This window comes from Roseateles asaccharophilus (assembly GCF_031458115.1).
In the GTDB taxonomy this organism is placed as follows: domain Bacteria; phylum Pseudomonadota; class Gammaproteobacteria; order Burkholderiales; family Burkholderiaceae_C; genus Pelomonas; species Pelomonas asaccharophilus_A.
Genome location: NZ_JAVDXV010000007.1, coordinates 365185 through 382687, shown reverse-complemented (window position 1 = coordinate 382687; position 17503 = coordinate 365185). Strand labels below are relative to the sequence as shown.

Below are 17503 nucleotides of genomic sequence, written 5' to 3'. Positions count from 1 at the left end.
TGCCCCGCCTTGTTGCTTTGGGGAATGCCTTGAAAGACCACATCCGCGACGCATTCGAGGGAGTCCGCCCGACCGGGTTCGCCCGCAACCACCTGGCCCTGGCCGCCGCGCTGCTCGTGGCCAGTGGCGGTGTGCAGGCCCTGGGGCTGGGCAAGCTGAACGTGCAATCGGCGCTGGGCGAGACCATGCGGGCCGAGATCGACGTGACCAGCCTGACCGCCGAGGAAGCGGCCACGCTGAAGGTGCGCGTCGCGCCGCCCGAGACCTATCGCGCCGGCGGGGTCGAGTACAACTCGGTGTTGACCTCCGCGCAGGTGCAGGTGGCGCGCCAGAACGGCCGCACGGTGCTGCGCGTGTCCAGCGACCGCGCGGTGCAGGAGCCCTTCGTCGACGTGATCCTGGAGCTGACCTGGTCCAGCGGTCGCCTGGTGCGCGAATACACGCTGCTGTTCGACCCGCCGGGCATGCCCAAGCCTGCCCCCATCATCACTGCGCCGCCGGCCATCGCCGCCGCGCCGGCACCGGCGCCCGCTACCACCAGCGAGGCTGTGCCGGCACCGGCACCTGCGACCACCACCGCGCTGCCGCGCAATGGTTCGGCGTCCGCGCCGGCTCCCGTGGCCGCTGCCCGCCCGCCGGCTCCCGTGCCGGCACCTGCGCCCGTGCGCCCGCCCGTCACGGCGGCGTCCGAGTACAAGGTGCGCCCGGGCGATTCGCTGTCGCGGGTGGCCTCGCGCACGCAGGTCAGCGGCATCTCGCTGGATCAGATGCTGGTGGGTTTGTTCCGCAACAACCCCGACGCCTTCATCGACGGCAACATGAACCTGCTGAAGTCGGGCGCCGTGTTGCAGGTGCCGTCCAGCGATGCGCTGGCCGCGGTGCCGGCGCCCGAAGCGCGTCGCATCATCCTGGCGCAGAGCGCCGACTTCTCCGCCTACCGCCAGCGCCTGGCTTCCGCAGCCCCCACGCTGCAGAGCACCGAGAGCGAGCGCCAGTCCAAGGGTCAGGTTCAGGCCGCCGTGGAAGACCGCAAACCTGCGGCCGCGCCCACGCCCGACAAGCTGACTCTGAGCAAGGCCGGCAGCCCCGCGGCGAGCGCGACGGAAGCCAAGCTGTCCAAGGACAGCGAGAAGAAGGATGCCGCCGCCCGCGTGGCCGAGCTGACGCGCAACGTCGAGGAGCTCAAGCGGCTGTCGACGGCCGCCCGTCCGGGTGCTGCCGCTTCGGCCGAGCCTGCGGCAACGCCGGTGCCCGCTACGCTGCCGGTGGCACCCGTGGTGGCCGAGACGGCTTCTGCGGCCAGTGCACCCGCAGTGGCTGCGGCGAGCGCGCCGGCGTCACGCCCGCAGGCCAAGGCCAGTGCGCCGCTGCCCCCGCCGCCGGCTGCTGAGCCGCCGAGCTTCATCGATCAACTGCTGCAGAGCCCCATCGTGCTGCCGTTGGCCGGTGTGCTGGTCTTTGTGCTGGGTGGCCTGGGCCTCTACCGCCTGCGTGCCCGCCGTCCCGCCCGTGCAGCCGAAACCGGCTTCCACGAAAGCCGCCTGCAGCCGGACTCCTTCTTCGGCGGCACTGGTGGTCAGCGCGTGGATACGCGTGACGCACAGAACAGCGGCCAGTCGTCCATGAGCTATTCGCTCAGCCAGCTGGACGCCATCGGCGACGTGGATCCGGTTGCTGAGGCCGATGTCTACCTGGCCTATGGCCGCGACCTGCAGGCCGAGGAAATCCTGAAGGAAGCGCTGCGCGCCAACCCGACGCGCCTGGCCATCCGCCTGAAGCTGCTGGAGGTCTACGCCAAGCGCCGCGACACCAAGGGCTTCGAGCAACTGGCCGTGCAGCTGTACGCCGAGACCCGGGGCTCCGGTGAAGACTGGGCCAAGGCGCAGGAACTGGGCCGCGGCATCGATCCGGACAATCCGCTCTACCAGCCCGGTGGCGCGCCCGCGCATGTCGAGGACGGCCCCGAGCTGCGCCCCGAGCCCATGAATGCGAGCACGCTGCCGCAGACGGCGTTGCCCAGCGGCGCCGCAGCTGCTGCCGCCTCGGCGGCTCATCTCGCCACCGATGCGATGGGCCGCAGCGGCCCGGACACCGGCCCGGTCAGCGGTTTCGACCTGGCGCTGGACCTGGACCTGGATGCGCCCGAACCCGTGTCGCCGACCGCGATGGCCGCAACCCAGGCCATGCCGGCCTCGGTCGAACAGGCGCCGATGACGATGGACTTCGACATCTCCAGCCGCGGCACCCGCACGGCTCCGCCGGCGCCGGATCTGAACTTCGACCTCAGCGGCATGGGCGATCTGTCGCCGCCCGCGGCGCCGACGACGGCTTCGACGGATCTGGACTTCGACCTGGGCGAGCCCACGCAGCCGGGTGAGACCAGCCCCGATGCGCTGACCCAGGCACTGGACGCGCTGGGTGACGACGATGGCGACCCGCTGGTGCGCCAGCTGGAGTTGGCCGACGAGTTCCGCCAGATCGGCGACACCGAAGGTGCCCGCGAGGTGCTGCAGGAGCTGATCCAGCGCGCCAGCGGCTCGCTGCGCGACCGCGCTCAGGCGATGCTGAACGATCTGCGGTAAGGCACTGCCGCGATACTCCAACGCCCGGCTTGACCGGGCGTTTTTACTTTCCGAACCGATGAGAGTTGCACTTGGCGTGAGCTACCGCGGCGGCGGCTACAACGGCTGGCAAAGCCAGCCCAATGGCCGCACGGTGCAGGACGCGCTCGAAAAAGGCCTGTCCGCCTTCGCGGCCCAGCCCATCCGCACCATCTGCGCCGGCCGTACCGACACCGGCGTGCACGGCATCAACCAGGTCGTGCACTTCGACACCGAGGTGGAGCGCGAGCCATTCTCGTGGGTGCGCGGCGTCAATCGCTACCTGCCGCCTGACATCGCGATCCAGTGGAGTCGTTTCCCGGGCGAGGACTTCCACGCGCGCAACTCGGCGCGCGGCCGGCGCTACGCCTATTTGCTGCTGGAGTCGGCCGTGCGCCCGGCCATCGAGAGCGGCCAATGCGGCTGGATCTTCCGACCGCTGGATCAGGCCGCGCTGGAGGCGGCGGCCGAGCGCCTGATCGGCGAGCACGACTTCTCGTCCTTCCGTTCGTCCGAATGCCAGGCCGCGTCGCCCATCAAGACGCTGCGCGAGATCAGGGTGCAGCGCCGCGGCGTCTACTGGCGCTTCGAGTTCGAGGCCAGCGCCTTCCTGCACCACATGGTGCGCAACCTGATGGGCTGCATCCTCGCGGTTGGCAGCGGCACGCGCTCGCCGGACTGGGTGTCCGAGGTGCTGGCCGCGCGCGACCGCAAGGTGGCGGCGCCGACGTTCTCCCCGGACGGGCTCTACTTTCTCGGCCCGACCTACGATGCCGAGCTGGACATTCCGCGGCATGTGGCCGCGCTCGATTGGTTGCCATGACCCGAATCAAGATCTGTGGGCTGACGCAGGAAGCTCATGTGGAAGCCGCTGTAGAGGCCGGCGCCGATGCCATCGGCTTCGTCTTCTACGCCAAGAGCAAGCGCGCCGTGACGCCGGAGCGGGCGAAGGCGCTGGCACGCCTGCTGCCCCCGTTCGTGACGCCCGTGGGCCTGTTCGTCAACGCGACCGATGGCGAGTTGCAGGCCGGGCTGGAGGCGCTGCCCAACATGCTGATCCAGTTTCATGGCGACGAGACGCCAGCCGACTGTGATCGCATGAAGCGGCCCTATCTGCGCGCGGCCGCCATGGCGCCGGGCTTTGACTTGGTAGACTTCGGTTCTCGTTTCTCCAGCGCCCAGGCCATCCTGCTCGACGCTCCCGTCGAAGGCTATGGCGGCGGCGGCAAGGTCTTCGATTGGTCACTCATTCCACCAAGCGCAGCCTCTCACCTCGTTTTGTCTGGTGGGTTGAATGCAGCAAACGTCGGCGATGGCATCGCCCGGGTGCGGCCCTGGGCCGTTGATGTGAGTTCCGGCGTCGAGGTGTCCAAGGGCATCAAGAGCGCCGACCTGATCCACGAGTTCTGCAACGCGGTGCGACGCGCCGATGCGGAACTCTCCCGTGAGATTCACGGATAAGGAAGACCATGTTCCCCTACGACCAGCCCGACGCGACCGGGCATTTCCGTGCGCTTGGCCAACCGACCTATGGCGGCAGCTTCGTCTCCGAGACCCTCGTCCATGCGCTGGACCAGTTGAAGGACGCCTACGCGCACTACCAGAACGATGCCGAGTTCCTGGCCGAGTTCAAGAAGGAGTTGAAGCACTTCGTTGGCCGGCCCAGTCCGATCTATCACGCCGACCGCCTCAGTCGTGAGTTGGGCGGCGCCCAGATCTATCTGAAGCGCGAGGACCTGAACCACACCGGCGCGCACAAGATCAACAACGTCATCGGCCAGGCGCTGCTGGCCAAGCGCATGGGCAAGCCCCGCGTCATCGCCGAGACCGGCGCCGGCCAGCACGGCGTGGCCACGGCGACCATCTGCGCCCGCTATGGCCTGGAATGCGTGGTCTACATGGGCAGCGAGGATGTGAAGCGCCAGAGCCCCAACGTCTACCGCATGAAGCTGCTCGGCGCGACCGTCGTGCCGGTGGACAGCGGCAGCAAGACGCTGAAGGACGCGCTGAACGAGGCGATGCGCGACTGGGTCACCAACGTCGAGAACACGTTCTACATCATCGGCACCGTGGCCGGCCCGCACCCCTATCCGATGATGGTGCGCGACTTCCAGCGCATCATCGGCCTGGAGTGCCTGGAGCAGATGCCCGAGTTGATCCAGCGCCAGCCGGACGCCGTCATCGCCTGCGTGGGCGGCGGCAGCAATGCCATCGGCATCTTCCACCCCTACATCCCGCACGAGAACGTGCGCCTCATCGGCGTCGAAGCCGAAGGGCAGGGCGTGGCCAGCGGCAAGCATGCCGCCACGCTGACCGCTGGCAGCCCCGGCGTGCTGCACGGCAACCGCACCTACCTGCTGCAGGACGGCAACGGCCAGATCATCGAGACGCACTCGATCTCCGCCGGTCTGGACTACCCCGGCGTCGGTCCCGAGCACGCCCATCTGAAGGACATCGGCCGCGCCGAGTATGTGGGCATCACCGACGCCGAGGCGCTGGCGGCCTTCCATCGCCTGTGCCGCACCGAGGGCATCATCCCGGCGCTCGAATCCAGCCATGCTGTCGCGCACGCCATCAAGCTCGCGCCGACGCTGGGGAAGGACAAGGTGCTGCTCGTGAACCTGTCCGGCCGTGGCGACAAGGACATCGGCACCGTGGCCGACCTGTCTGGCGCCGCCTATTTCGACCGCCCGTCGCAAGCCGGTGAGAAGGTGAAGCAATGAGCCGCATTGACTCCACCTTCCAACAGCTCAAGGCCGAAGGCCGCAAGGCGCTGATCCCGTTCGTCACCGCCGGCGACCCGCATCCCGGCGCCACCGTGGACCTGATGCTGGCCATGGCCGAAGCCGGTGCCGACGTCATCGAGCTGGGCGTGCCGTTCTCGGACCCCATGGCCGACGGCCCCGTCATCCAGCGCGCCGGCGAACGGGCGTTGCTCAAGGGCATCTCGCTGCGCCATGTGCTGGACTACGTGCGCCATTTCCGCGCCCGCAACGGCGCAACGCCCATCGTGCTGATGGGCTATGCCAACCCGGTCGAGCGCTACGGCCTGGACGCCTTTGTCGCTGACGCTTCAGCCGCCGGCGTGGACGGCGTGCTCATCGTCGACTACCCACCCGAGGAGTGCGAGGACTTCGCCGCCAAGCTGCGCGTCGCAGGCATGGATGCGATCTTCCTGCTCGCGCCCACGTCCACCGAGGCTCGCATGGCGCATGTGGGCAAGCTGGCCAGCGGCTATGTCTACTACGTATCGCTGAAGGGTGTGACCGGCGCCGGTCACCTGAACACGGCCGCCGTGGCTGAGGCCGTGCCGCGCATCAAGCAGCATGTCAGCACGCCGGTGGGCGTCGGTTTCGGCATCCGTGACGGCGCCACGGCACGGGCCGTGGCCGACGTTTCGGACGCGGTCGTCATCGGTTCCAAGCTGGTCGAGCTGCTGGAGCGCGAGCCAGCCGATAATGTCGCCTTGACTGGCGCGGCCTTCATCCGTGAAATCCGCGCCGCACTCGACAAGGACTGAGACATGAGTTGGCTCGACAAACTGCTCCCGCCCAAGATCCAGCAAGGCGACCCGGCGGACCGCCGTACGGTGCCCGAAGGCCTGTGGATCAAGTGCCCGAGCTGCGAGACGGTGCTCTACAAGACCGACTTGGAGCAGAACATCAACGTCTGCCCCAAGTGCAGTTTCCACCACCGCATTGGCGCCCGTGCGCGCCTGGACGCCTTCCTCGACGGTGAAGGCCGCTACGAGATCGGCCAGGAGGTGCTGCCGGTCGACGCGCTGAAGTTCAAGGACAGCAAGAAGTACCCCGACCGCCTGAAGGAAGCGCTGGAAAACACCGGCGAGACCGACGCGCTGGTGGTCATCGGCGGCGCCGTGATGAGCGTGCCCGTCGTCGCGGCCTGCTTCGAGTTCGACTTCATGGGCGGCTCCATGGGCTCCGTCGTCGGCGAGCGCTTCGTGCGTGGCGTCGAGACGGCCATCGAGCAGAAGACGCCGTTCATCTGCTTCACCGCCACCGGCGGCGCGCGCATGCAGGAAGGTCTGCTGTCGCTGATGCAGATGGCCAAGACCAACGCGTCGCTGACGCGCCTGGCCAAGGCGAAGCTGCCCTACATCAGCGTGCTGACCGACCCGACCATGGGCGGCGTGTCGGCGTCGTTCGCGTTCGTGGGCGACATCGTGCTGGCCGAACCCAAGGCGCTGATCGGCTTCGCCGGCCCGCGCGTCATCGAGAACACCGTGCGCGAAAAGCTGCCCCCGGGCTTCCAGCGCGCCGAGTTCCTGATGGAGAAGGGCGCCGTCGACATGATCGTGGACCGCCGCCAGCTGCGCGAGACCATTGCCCGCCAGCTCGCCATGCTGCAGCGCCAGAGCGCGGACGCTGTCGCCTGAACGTCGTCCCCGTGACCCCAAGCCAGGCCCCGCGCCTGGCTTTTGTTTTTCAATTTGCCATGACGCTTGACGACTGGCTCGCCCACTGCGAGCGCCTGCATCCCAAGACCATCGACATGACGCTGGACCGCGTCAGGGCGGTGAAGGAGAAGCTGAACATCGCCTTCGACTGCCCCACCGTCGTCGTCGCCGGCACCAATGGCAAGGGCTCGACCTGCGCGATGCTGGAGTCCATCGCGCTGCACGCTGGCTACCGGGTGGGCCTCTACATCAAACCTCACCTGGTGCACTTCCAGGAGCGTTGCCGCGTGGGTGGTGCGCCGGTGGCCGCCGAGTCGCTGGAGCCGCACTTCGAGGCCGTCGAGGCCGCGCGCGGCGACATCACGCTGACCTACTTCGAGTTCACGACGCTGGCCATCATGCGCCGGCTGCAGCACGAGCCGCTGGATCTGGTCATCCTCGAAGTGGGCCTGGGCGGCCGTCTGGATGCCGTCAACGTCATCGATGCCGACTGCGCCGTCATCACCAGCATCGACCTGGACCACACCGAATTCCTCGGCCCCGACCGCGAGAGCGTGGGCCGCGAGAAGGCCGGCATCATGCGGGCCGGCCGCCCGGTGGTGGTCAGCGATCCTGTGCCGCCAGCATCCCTGGCCGCGCGCGCCGCCGAACTCGGCTGCGACCTGCGTCAGCTGGGCAAGGACTTCACCTTCAGCGGCGACCGCACGCAGTGGCAATGGGCCGGGCGCAGCAAGCGCTACTCGGGCATGTCGTACCCGGCGCTGCGCGGCGTGAACCAGTTGCTGAACGCGTCCGGCGTGCTGGCCGCGTTCGAGGCGCTGGCCGACCGCCTGCCCATCAGCGCCCAGGCCGTGCGCACGGGGCTGGCGCTGGTCGAATTGCCGGGCCGTTTCCAGGTGCTGGCCGGCCAGCCGGCCGTCGTGCTGGACGTGGCGCACAACCCGCACGCCGTCGCCGCACTGGCGCAGAACCTCGACCAGATGGGCTTCTTCCCGCGCACGCATGCCGTCTTCGGCGCGATGGCGGACAAGGATCTCGCCGGCATCCTGGCGCGCATTGCGCCGCTGGTGGATGTGTGGCATTTCACTGACCTGCCCATCCCGCGTGCCGCGACGGCCGAGCAACTGGAAACCGCCTTCCTGGCCGCCGGCCTGAAGACGCCGGCTGGCGTCACGACGCGCACCCACGCCAACCCGCTCGACGCCCTGCACGCTGCAGCAGCCGGGGCGACCACGGCCGATAGAATCCTGGTCTTCGGTTCCTTCTACACCGTGGGTGGCGTGCTGCAGCAGGGCATCCCCCGTGTGACCGCCGGCGCTACCGCGTCGCAGCCTCCCACTCTTCACTGACGCCAGACGCCGCCGATGGGCCTGTTTTCCTTCCTCAAACGCGACGACGCAGCCGCGGCGGCGCCCAAGAAGTCGGCCAAGTCCGGCGCCAAGGCCAGCGCGGCCGACGATGTGCAGGTGCTGCGCATCCGCGCGCGCCGCCGCCTCATCGGCGCCGCCGTGCTGGTCGCGGCCGGCGTGGTGGGCTTCCCGCTGATCTTCGAGACCCAGCCACGGCCCATCCCGGTGGACCTGCCCATCGAGATTCCGCGCAAGGAGACCGCGGCGCCGCTGGCCGTGCCAACGCGCGAACCCGTGTCGCAGGCCCAGCCGGCACCGGCCGCCAGCGCGGAGCTGCCTGTCGAACCTCGTCTGGTGGAGAAGCCGGCAGAGAAGCCGGCCGAACAGCCCCCGGTCAAGGTTGCGGAGAAGCCCGTCGAGAAACCTGCGGACAAGCCTGCCAAGCCGCAAGCCAACGATGGCGCCCGCGCCCAGGCCCTGCTGGACGGCAAAGAGCCTGCCGCGGCGTCCGCGTCGCGCTTCATCGTGCAGGTGGGCGCCTATGGCGAGAACAAGGCGGCGCAGGAGATGCGCGCCAAGATCGAGAAACTGGGTCTCAAGACCTATGCGCAGGCGGTGGACACGGCCGACGGCCGCCGCGTGCGCGTGCGTCTGGGGCCGTTCGCCAACCGCGACGAGGCCGAGCGCGCCGCCGCCAAGCTCAAGAGCGCAGGCCTGCCCGGCGCCATCCTGACTCTCTGACATGGACGATGGTGTGGCACTCAGCTGGGTCGATCTCGCGCTGCTGCTGGTGCTGCTGATCTCTGTCGGCATTGGCATCTGGCGCGGCCTCGTGTTCGAAGTCATGTCGCTGGCCGGCTGGGTGATCGCCTATTTCGCGGCGTCGCCGCTGGCGCCTTTGGTTGCGGAATTGCTTCCCGAACGTTGGCTGGAACAGTTCGGGCCGACCACGCTGCACGTCATCACGCTGGCGCTCGCCTTCTTCGCCGTGCTCATCGTGTGGAGCCTGGCCACGCGCCTGGTCAAGGCACTGATCCACGCCACACCGCTGTCCGCCATTGACCGCCTGGGCGGCGCGGGCTTCGGCGCGCTGCGCGGCGTCTTCATCTCACTGCTGCTGGTGCTGGTCATCGGCGCCTCGCCGCTGGCCCAGTCGGCCACCTGGCAGGCCTCGCGCGCCGCGCCGGTACTGACCGGCGTGCTGCGCGACGCGGCGCCGTTGCTGCCCGAACCTCTTGCCCGTTTTATTTCCCGCTCGATGACCCCATCTGAAGCGGACGCTACCCAATAAGGACCCTCGCCATGTGCGGCATCGTCGGCACCCTCGCGGCCTCTCCCGTCAACCAGCTCCTCTATGACGCGCTGCTGCTGCTGCAGCACCGCGGCCAGGACGCGGCCGGCATCGTCACGATGCAAGGCCACAAGTGCTTCATGCACAAGGCCCGCGGCATGGTGCGAGACGTGTTCCGCACCCGCAACATGCGCGCGCTGCCCGGCAACATTGGCCTGGGCCAGGTGCGCTACCCGACGGCCGGCAACGCCTACAACGAGGAAGAGGCCCAGCCCTTCTACGTGAATGCGCCTTTCGGCATCGTGCTGGTGCACAACGGCAACCTGACCAACGCCCACGCGCTGAAGGACGAGCTGTTCGACATCGATCGCCGCCACATCAACACCGAGAGCGACACCGAGGTGCTGATCAATGTGCTGGCGCATGAGCTGGAGATGGCTGCGCGTGACCTGCCGCTGACGCCCAAGGAAATCTTCTCCGCCGTGCGCGCCGTGCAGAAGCGCATCAAGGGCAGCTATGCCGTCATCGCGCTGATTGCCGGCTACGGCCTGCTGGCCTTCCGCGATCCCTTCGGCATCCGCCCCCTGTGCTTCGGCCGTGCGAGCAACGGTGACTTCATGGTGGCCAGCGAGAGCGTGGCGCTGGAGGGCACGGGCCACGTGATGGAGCGCGATGTCGCCCCGGGCGAGGCCTTGTTCGTCGACATGGACGGCAAGCTGCACACCGAGCAGTGCAACGACGCGCCCTCGCTGAACCCCTGCATGTTCGAGTTCGTCTACCTGGCGCGCCCGGATTCGGTCATCGATGGCATCTCGGTCTACCAGGCCCGCCTGAACATGGGCGAGACGCTGGCGCAGCGCGTCATCTCCACGATGCCGCCCAGCGACATCGATGTGGTCATTCCCATCCCGGAAAGCAGCCGCCCGTCGGCCATGCAGTTGGCGCACCGCATCGGCAAGCCCTATCGCGAGGGCTTCGTGAAGAACCGCTACGTGGGCCGGACCTTCATCATGCCGGGGCAGGGTGCGCGCAAGAAGAGTGTGCGCCAGAAGCTCAACGCCATCGGCCTGGAATTCAAGAACCGCAACGTGCTGCTGGTGGACGATTCCATCGTGCGCGGCACCACGTCCAAGGAGATCGTGCAGATGGCCCGCGACGCCGGCGCCCGCAAGGTCTACCTGGCCTCGGCCGCACCGCCTGTGCGCTTCCCCAACGTGTATGGCATCGACATGCCGACGCAGGAAGAGTTGATCGCCCATGGCCGCACCGTCGAAGAGATTCGCCAGTACATCGGCGCCGACGCGCTGATCTACCAGGACGTCGATGCGATGAAGCGCGTCGTCTCCGCGCTGCGTCCAGGGCTGGCTGGTTTCGATGCGAGCTGCTTCGATGGCCACTACGTGACCGGCGACGTCAGCCTGGAGGACTTCGCTGCCATCCGTGAGCAGCGTGTCTCCCAGGGGGATGAGGAAGACGCCGCGGCGCGCAGCCGGCTGGCGCTGCAGAGCGGCGGCGAAGGCTGATGCGTGACGACCCACAAGACACTGAGTTCCGAATGAGTTCCTTCGACAAGATCCGCACGCGCATTGCGCCATCGCCGACCGGCTTCCTGCACCTGGGCACGGCCCGCACGGCGCTGTACTCGTGGGCATTTGCCCGTCATCACGGCGGCGAGTTTGTGTTGCGCATCGAGGACACCGACGTCGCTCGCTCCACGCAGGACTCGGTCGACCAGATCATCGCGGCGATGAACTGGCTGGGCCTGGGCTATGACGAAGGACCGATCTATCAGATGCAGCGCCTGGACCGCTACCAGGCTGTCATCGACCTGCTCATCGCCCAAGGCAAGGCCTACCGCTGCTATGCGACGCCCGAGGAGCTGGACGAGATGCGCGAGGCACAGAAGGCCCGCGGCCAGAAGACGCTGTATGACCGCCGCTGGCGCCCCGAGCCGGGCAAGACGCTGCCGACACCGCCCGACGGCGTGAAGCCGGTCATCCGTTTTGCCAACCCCATTGAGGGAGACGTGACCTGGAACGATCTCGTCAAAGGCCCGATCACCATCAACAACCGCGAGATCGACGACCTCATCATCGCCCGCACGGACGGTGTGCCCACCTACAACTTCGCCGTCGTCGTCGATGACTGGGACATGCGCATCAGCCACGTGTTCCGCGGCGACGAGCATGTCAACAACACGCCGTGGCAGATCAACATCTTCAACGCGCTGGGCGCGCCGCTGCCGTCTTTCGGCCACCTGCCCATCATCCTGGGCGATGACGGGTTGAAGCTATCCAAGCGTCGTGGCGCGGTCAGCGTGATGGACTACGCAGCCAATGGCTACCTGCCTGAGGGCATGTTGAACTACCTCGCTCGCCTGGGCTGGAGCCATGGCGACGATGAGCTGTTCTCCGCAGAGCAGATGATCAGTTGGTTCGACGGCAGCCATCTGTCCAAGAGTCCCGCTCAGTGGGATCCGGCCAAGCTGGATTGGGTCAACAGCCACTATGTGAAGCACATCGACGAGGCTCGCCTGGCTGAATTGGTGGTGGAGCAACTGGCCGCCAAGGGCATCGTGGTGACCGTGGCTGACGTGCAAGCCAAGATCGGCCTCTTCAAGGATCGCTGCGCCACGGTGGCGATCTTGGCTGACTGGCTGTCGATGTACTTCGCCCCGGTGGCGCCGTCCGCCGAAGACCTCGCCACGCACGTCACCGACAGCATCCGGCCGGTTCTGAAAGCACTGGCCGACCGGCTGGCGGCTCTTGGCGAATGGAACAAGGTCGTGATCCAGCAAGTCCTGAAGGAAACACTGACGGCGGCCGGGTTGAAGATGCCGCAACTGGCCGTGCCGGTGCGGGTTGTCGTGTGCGGTCGTGCACAGACACCTTCGCTGGACGCGGTGCTGGAGCACTTCGACAAGAAAAAAGTTCTCGATCGCTTGCAATCTCTCTGAAATTCGTCATATACTCTTGGTCTCGCTTGAACAGCGCCGTTAACGAAGAGTTGGTAACAACGAAATCGGCAACGCAGGGGGTATAGCTCAGCTGGGAGAGCGCTTGCATGGCATGCAAGAGGTCAGCGGTTCGATCCCGCTTACCTCCACCAAAATCTCGCAAGAGATTCAAGTGGCGCAGTTCAAGTGTGAAGGATTAGTCCCCTTCGTCTAGAGGCCTAGGACACCACCCTTTCACGGTGATTACAGGGGTTCGAATCCCCTAGGGGACGCCAAATACTGTCGAAAGACAGAATTTGACAATCCCGTCGCAAGACGGGCGAGTTTGATGAGCTTGGATATTGTTGAGAGACGGTATCGAATTCATCCCACGCGGAGTGGTAGTTCAGTTGGTTAGAATACCGGCCTGTCACGCCGGGGGTCGCGGGTTCGAGCCCCGTCCACTCCGCCAAGGATTCCGTCGGGTTTGCCCGATAAAATGAACGGCCAATTTATTGGCCGTTTGTTTTTGAAGATTGTTTTGAATCACGCTCCATGGGGGTATAGCTCAGCTGGGAGAGCGCTTGCATGGCATGCAAGAGGTCAGCGGTTCGATCCCGCTTACCTCCACCAAAACAAACTACGGTTTGTTGGGCAGCGTGATTTGAAATCGAAAGGTTATGTCCCCTTCGTCTAGAGGCCTAGGACACCACCCTTTCACGGTGGCTACAGGGGTTCGAATCCCCTAGGGGATGCCAGGTTGGTAATCCCGTTGCAAGACGGGCGAGTTTGATGAGCTTGGATATGGTCGAAAGACGGTATCGAATTCATCCCACGCGGAGTGGTAGTTCAGTTGGTTAGAATACCGGCCTGTCACGCCGGGGGTCGCGGGTTCGAGCCCCGTCCACTCCGCCACAATACAAAATGCGCTGCAATCCATTGGATTGCAGCGCATTTTTCATTGGGCCTGCGGCTTTCGCTCAGGCCTGTGGTGTTTGGTTAAGAGACACCACGTTGGGGTGTTGGTGCTGTGCCGGCATCATCGCTGCCGCCGCCTGCGCCTTGTGTTTGGCTGCTCCCCCCCGAGCGCGTTTCGGTTGGTGCGGTGCGCGGTGTCTCGCTCGGGCTGCGCTTGCCGCTGACGACCAGTCGTGCCAACTTGACCACCTCGCTGGCCTGCACAGGCAGGCCGCCCGCAAGCAGGCCCAACGTCAGGCCAAGACAAACCCATCCCTTGAACAGCTTTTTCATCTTCAACCCCAGCCACTCTGACGACCAGATATGGAAGCAGTTTTCAGCACGCGGCCCCGTTAATCCAGCGCTGCGCGACGAACTGCACCTTTTGGGGGGTGAATTGCGGTTGCGCGATGGTCTTTGAAGGGTGCAGAAAGCAAAACGGGCCCTGGCGGGCCCGATTATGCTTGGCGGAGAGGGCGGCTTTCCAGACTGTAGGGCAATCAACAACTTAGATTCTGCCAGCCCACATTCCAGCCCACACTTTTGCCTTGTCCTAAAGCCGTTCCCGGCTCTCTGCGCGCCTCTCGCCAAGCGTGCCTTAGCGGCGACGACTCGCAGGCTGGTCGAGGCATTACCATCGCCAATGCAATAGAGCCACGCCATGCAAAAGCCACAGCTTCAAGAAGTCTTCGTCCGCTCCGGCCCGCCAACGTACACCTTCGTTCAGCCTATTGAGTACCCACGGTTGCTCGTTGCGCTGAGAACCAAGGGGGCGCAGCATCGTTGTGGAAGGGCCGTCAGGGATCGGCAAGACGACCGCAGTTAGCAACGCTGTCGCCGCTGCGGGGCTGGATCAAGTGAAACAGCTCTCCGCCCGAAAGAAGGCAGACGTTGCCGAGATACAGGCCATGCTGGCCAACCCTGTGGACCTCGGAACTGTTGTTATCGACGACTTCCATCGGCTGTCGGAAAAGACCAAGCGCGACATTGCAGACCTGATGAAGACGCTGGCCGACGAGGCTGCTGATCACAGCAAGCTTGTGGTTCTGGGAATCACGAACGCCGGTCAGTCGCTGATCTCGTTTGGTCGGGACCTAGCGAACCGCATCGAAGTCATCCCCTTCGAGACCAACCCTGAGCACAAGGTGGAGGAGTTGATTGACAAGGGTGAGGCGGCGCTGAACATCGAGCTAAACGTCCGAAACGACATCATCTCGGACTCGCAGGGAAGCTTTTACATCGCCCAGATGTTGGCCTACAACACATGTCTTCGTGCGGAGATATACGAGGCTGACGAAATGCGGCGGCTGACTGAAGAAAGCTATCACGCGGTGAAGGCTCAGGTGATGGAGCAACTCGCGAGATCGTTTCATGATCGTGCCGTCGCGTTTGCCAGAGGCACCAAGCTGCGGCGAGAGGGGCGAGCCCCTTACCTGCACCTCCTTCACTGGTTGAGCCAGAGTAAGTCGTGGTCGATCAACACGCTGCGGGAAACAGATCGGCATCCTGCCCAGCGCGGCAGTGTCCATCAGGTCGTGACGAAGGGATTTCTGGCTGATTTGATCGATTCATCGGACGAAATTCAGCAAGTGCTCCACTTCGACCCCGCCAGTCATTTATTGGTAGTTCAGGATCCGCAGTTCATTTTTTATATCCGGAATCTCTCTTGGCATCAGTTCGCCGAAGAGGTTGGCTTCATTTCGATCGAATTCCCATCGCGCTATGACTTCGCGCTGTCCTTCGCCGGTGAGGACCGCGATGTGGCGGAGGCGTTGTTTGCGGCTCTTAGCGAGCACGAGCTGGAAGTGTTCTACGACATCAACGAACAGCATCGAATACTGGCGGCTGACGTTGAGGAGTACCTGGCCCCCATCTACCAGTCCGAGGCGCAGATGGTCATTTGCGTCCTCGGCCCCGCCTATCCGCGTAAGGTATGGACGAAGTTCGAATCGGTTCAGTTCAAAGAGCGATTCCGGAGTGGAGAAGTTATTCCCATCCTGCTCAGCACCGTTCAAGTGGGCGCATTTGACGAGGTGGGCCGGGTAGGGCACTTGCGCTGGGATCGGGGTGCGGACCAGAAGGACCAACTTGACGCAGTGGTCGGTGTTCTTCTTGAAAAGTGTGCTCAGCGACGATCCGGAGGGCGCGACGAGGCGCGATGGGTCGTCCCGCTACCCGAATAGCAGCTTGTCGGCGACGAGCGTGGGGCGGGCGTCCGCTGGCCCCAGCCGCCTAGCGTCGTTGACGAAAGCTGCCGGGCTGGATAGAGGGCACACATAGGCAACAAAAAAGCCCTTCGAAGGGGGCTTATATCTTTGTCACCTGAGAAGGGGCGAAGTGCTCGCTCTTGCTCGGGACGCAACCTTGCGACGCAACTTTCTAGCCCACACTTCAGCCCACATTTTTGACGTGGAGCTTGCTTGAAGTTGCTTCGGGTTGCGAGCCGCGAGGCGACTTTGCAAGCAACGTTGAGCAACTGTGCTGCTACTTGTGGTTGGTTGCGACGCAACCTGGCGGAGAGGGCGGGATTCGAACCCGCGGTGGGCTATTAACCCACACACGCTTTCCAGGCGTGCGACTTAAACCGCTCATCCACCTCTCCTGCAAGCCCGCCATCATAGCGCACATTGTGAGTCCCGTTCGAGAGACGTTGGTCAATTGCTGCTGCGCCAGTCCAGTGCACCTCGCCAGTCCAGTCGATGCACAACATTGTTCAAGTGCAGCATGCGTCGCGAGCGCGCCAGTTGATGCCCGTGGCCGTCGATGAGCGCCACGTTGCACAGGATGTTCATGGGGTCGAACAATGCCACCACGTCGGGCTGGATTTCGGTCCATTCCCAGGCGATCTGGATGGCTTCCCCCTCGGTGAGGACGGCCCAGACTTCCTGGCCGGATCGCAGGCCAGAGCGTGCATCGTGCACCAGAACGCTGCTGCCGACCTGGCGCAGATCGGGGGTCATCTTTTCAAACTCATTTACAGTCCTGACGACCGTTTCGCAGGCCACCAGTTGCCAAGCTGCCATCTGCATTCGTGTCTCCAGTCAATTGGACAGTTTGCAGTGTGCGTTCGGCATGGGCGCGCTGCGCCTACCAACCCTAGTAGCGCATGAACCTCCAGCGGTACGAACAAGTCAGTCAAGCGGAGGACCTCACGTCGTTTCGCCAAGGGTTGATCGACTTCGCGAGTGATTTGGACTTCGGTCTGGTCGTTGGGGTGCTGGCGATCGAGCGTCGCGGGGCGGGAGGCAAGACTGAGTACGTGTCAGTCGGCAATACGCCTCAGGCCTTTCTTGAGGCATCCCGCGATCCAAGCTACGCGCAGCGTGATCCCGTGCATCAACGGTTGATGCGTCAGTCGATACCGCTGATCTACGACCAGGACTTCTATGTCACGGCCGGTGCGGGGGAGCTTTGGGAAATGGTTGCGCCTTTTGGCTATCGCACGGGTGTTGCGGTGGGGGTGCACATGCCCGGTTACCGCCGCTTGTTGCTGGGCATGGATCGCGATACGCCCCTGCCTAAAAATCCAGTCGAGTTGAATCGCTTGATTGCAGACCTGCAATTGCTCGCGGTGCATGCGCAAGACGCCGCGGGTCGTCTGCTTGTCTCCCGCGGTGCTGCATCGGTCGAGGTCAAGCTGCCTCCTCGCCAGCTCGAGATTCTCAAGTTGACGATGGAGGGCAAGAGTGCCTGGGTCGTGGGCAGCTTGCTGGGCATCAGCGAAAACACGGTGAACTACCACATGAAGCAGTTGTTCAAGCTGCTGGATGTTTCAACCAAGCAGCAGGCTGTGTTGAAGGCCATGGAGCTCGGCCTGCTCTGATGGCTTCTCGCCCCTACAAGGGTTTGTAGTTCTCCGTTTCATCCCCGTCCGACACACTGACTTCCATCTCAACACCGCTAGATGGATGGCACACATGGACAACGTTTCGTTCTGGGAAGTTCTTGCGGAGT

General features: G+C 64.9%; 16 protein-coding genes and 7 tRNA genes. 20 read left to right on the top strand and 3 right to left on the bottom strand.

What is annotated here, in order from left to right; all coding sequences use genetic code 11:
* Positions 1-29: 29 nt before the first annotated feature.
* From J2X21_RS18905 to J2X21_RS18825, 17 genes are all read left to right on the top strand, one after another.
* On the top strand, positions 30-2582 hold the full coding sequence (locus J2X21_RS18905; protein WP_310331190.1) for a FimV/HubP family polar landmark protein: 2553 nt from the start codon (positions 30-32) through the stop codon (positions 2580-2582).
* A gap of 58 nt (positions 2583-2640) precedes the next feature.
* Positions 2641-3423 carry a tRNA pseudouridine(38-40) synthase TruA gene (truA, locus tag J2X21_RS18900; protein WP_310331189.1) on the top strand — a complete coding sequence of 261 codons (783 nt, stop codon included), beginning with the start codon at positions 2641-2643 and terminating at the stop codon, positions 3421-3423.
* Entirely contained in the window at positions 3420-4061 is a 642-nt protein-coding gene (locus J2X21_RS18895) for a phosphoribosylanthranilate isomerase (protein WP_310331187.1), read from the top strand. Before truA ends, J2X21_RS18895 begins: the two co-directional genes overlap by 4 nt.
* Before the next feature lie 8 nt (positions 4062-4069).
* Positions 4070-5323, top strand: coding sequence for a tryptophan synthase subunit beta (trpB, locus tag J2X21_RS18890; RefSeq protein WP_310331185.1), 1254 nt, complete (start codon positions 4070-4072; stop codon positions 5321-5323).
* Complete coding sequence (gene trpA, locus J2X21_RS18885) at positions 5320-6120, top strand: tryptophan synthase subunit alpha (RefSeq protein WP_310331184.1); 801 nt, start codon at positions 5320-5322, stop codon at positions 6118-6120. The genes trpB and trpA overlap by 4 nt, the downstream gene beginning before the upstream one ends.
* A 3-nt stretch (positions 6121-6123) precedes the next feature.
* Positions 6124-6996, top strand: coding sequence for an acetyl-CoA carboxylase, carboxyltransferase subunit beta (gene accD / locus J2X21_RS18880; protein WP_268153251.1), 873 nt, complete (start codon positions 6124-6126; stop codon positions 6994-6996).
* Between the two features lie 59 nt (positions 6997-7055).
* Entirely contained in the window at positions 7056-8366 is a 1311-nt protein-coding gene (gene folC / locus J2X21_RS18875) for a bifunctional tetrahydrofolate synthase/dihydrofolate synthase (RefSeq protein WP_310331181.1), read from the top strand.
* A 15-nt stretch (positions 8367-8381) separates the two neighbouring features.
* Complete coding sequence (locus J2X21_RS18870; RefSeq protein ID WP_310331179.1) at positions 8382-9107, top strand: SPOR domain-containing protein; 726 nt, start codon at positions 8382-8384, stop codon at positions 9105-9107.
* A gap of 1 nt (position 9108) precedes the next feature.
* Entirely contained in the window at positions 9109-9657 is a 549-nt protein-coding gene (locus tag J2X21_RS18865) for a CvpA family protein (protein ID WP_310331178.1), read from the top strand.
* Between the two features lie 11 nt (positions 9658-9668).
* A complete protein-coding gene (purF, locus tag J2X21_RS18860) occupies positions 9669-11180 on the top strand; it encodes an amidophosphoribosyltransferase (protein WP_310331177.1) in 1512 nt (503 codons plus the stop codon).
* Positions 11180-12613, top strand: coding sequence for a glutamate--tRNA ligase (gltX, locus tag J2X21_RS18855; protein WP_404667377.1), 1434 nt, complete (start codon positions 11180-11182; stop codon positions 12611-12613). Before purF ends, gltX begins: the two co-directional genes overlap by 1 nt.
* A 76-nt stretch (positions 12614-12689) precedes the next feature.
* Positions 12690-12765, top strand: a tRNA-Ala gene (locus J2X21_RS18850).
* Between the two features lie 47 nt (positions 12766-12812).
* A tRNA-Glu gene (locus J2X21_RS18845) sits at positions 12813-12888 on the top strand.
* 99 nt (positions 12889-12987) lie between these two features.
* A tRNA-Asp gene (locus tag J2X21_RS18840) sits at positions 12988-13064 on the top strand.
* 85 nt (positions 13065-13149) lie between these two features.
* Positions 13150-13225: transfer RNA gene (locus tag J2X21_RS18835), tRNA-Ala, on the top strand.
* Positions 13226-13274: 49 nt separating this feature from the next.
* Positions 13275-13350: transfer RNA gene (locus J2X21_RS18830), tRNA-Glu, on the top strand.
* 80 nt (positions 13351-13430) lie between these two features.
* Positions 13431-13507: transfer RNA gene (locus tag J2X21_RS18825), tRNA-Asp, on the top strand.
* 84 nt (positions 13508-13591) lie between these two features.
* Here the strand turns inward: J2X21_RS18825 and J2X21_RS18820 are convergent.
* Complete coding sequence (locus J2X21_RS18820) at positions 13592-13843, bottom strand: hypothetical protein (protein WP_310331173.1); 252 nt, start codon at positions 13841-13843, stop codon at positions 13592-13594.
* Here J2X21_RS18820 and J2X21_RS18815 point away from each other — a divergent pair.
* Complete coding sequence (locus J2X21_RS18815) at positions 13827-13970, top strand: hypothetical protein (RefSeq protein ID WP_310331172.1); 144 nt, start codon at positions 13827-13829, stop codon at positions 13968-13970. The genes J2X21_RS18820 and J2X21_RS18815 overlap by 17 nt on opposite strands.
* Before the next feature lie 364 nt (positions 13971-14334).
* Positions 14335-15732 (top strand): TIR domain-containing protein, encoded by a 1398-nt coding sequence (locus J2X21_RS18810; protein ID WP_310331170.1) that lies wholly within the window; start codon positions 14335-14337, stop codon positions 15730-15732.
* Positions 15733-16060: 328 nt separating this feature from the next.
* Here J2X21_RS18810 and J2X21_RS18805 read toward each other — a convergent pair.
* A tRNA-Ser gene (locus J2X21_RS18805) sits at positions 16061-16151 on the bottom strand.
* Between the two features lie 52 nt (positions 16152-16203).
* Positions 16204-16578, bottom strand: coding sequence for a hypothetical protein (locus tag J2X21_RS18800; RefSeq protein ID WP_310331168.1), 375 nt, complete (start codon positions 16576-16578; stop codon positions 16204-16206).
* 77 nt (positions 16579-16655) lie between these two features.
* Between J2X21_RS18800 and J2X21_RS18795 the strand changes: the two genes are divergently transcribed.
* On the top strand, positions 16656-17372 hold the full coding sequence (locus J2X21_RS18795; protein ID WP_310331166.1) for a helix-turn-helix transcriptional regulator: 717 nt from the start codon (positions 16656-16658) through the stop codon (positions 17370-17372).
* Positions 17373-17503 lie beyond the last annotated feature (131 nt).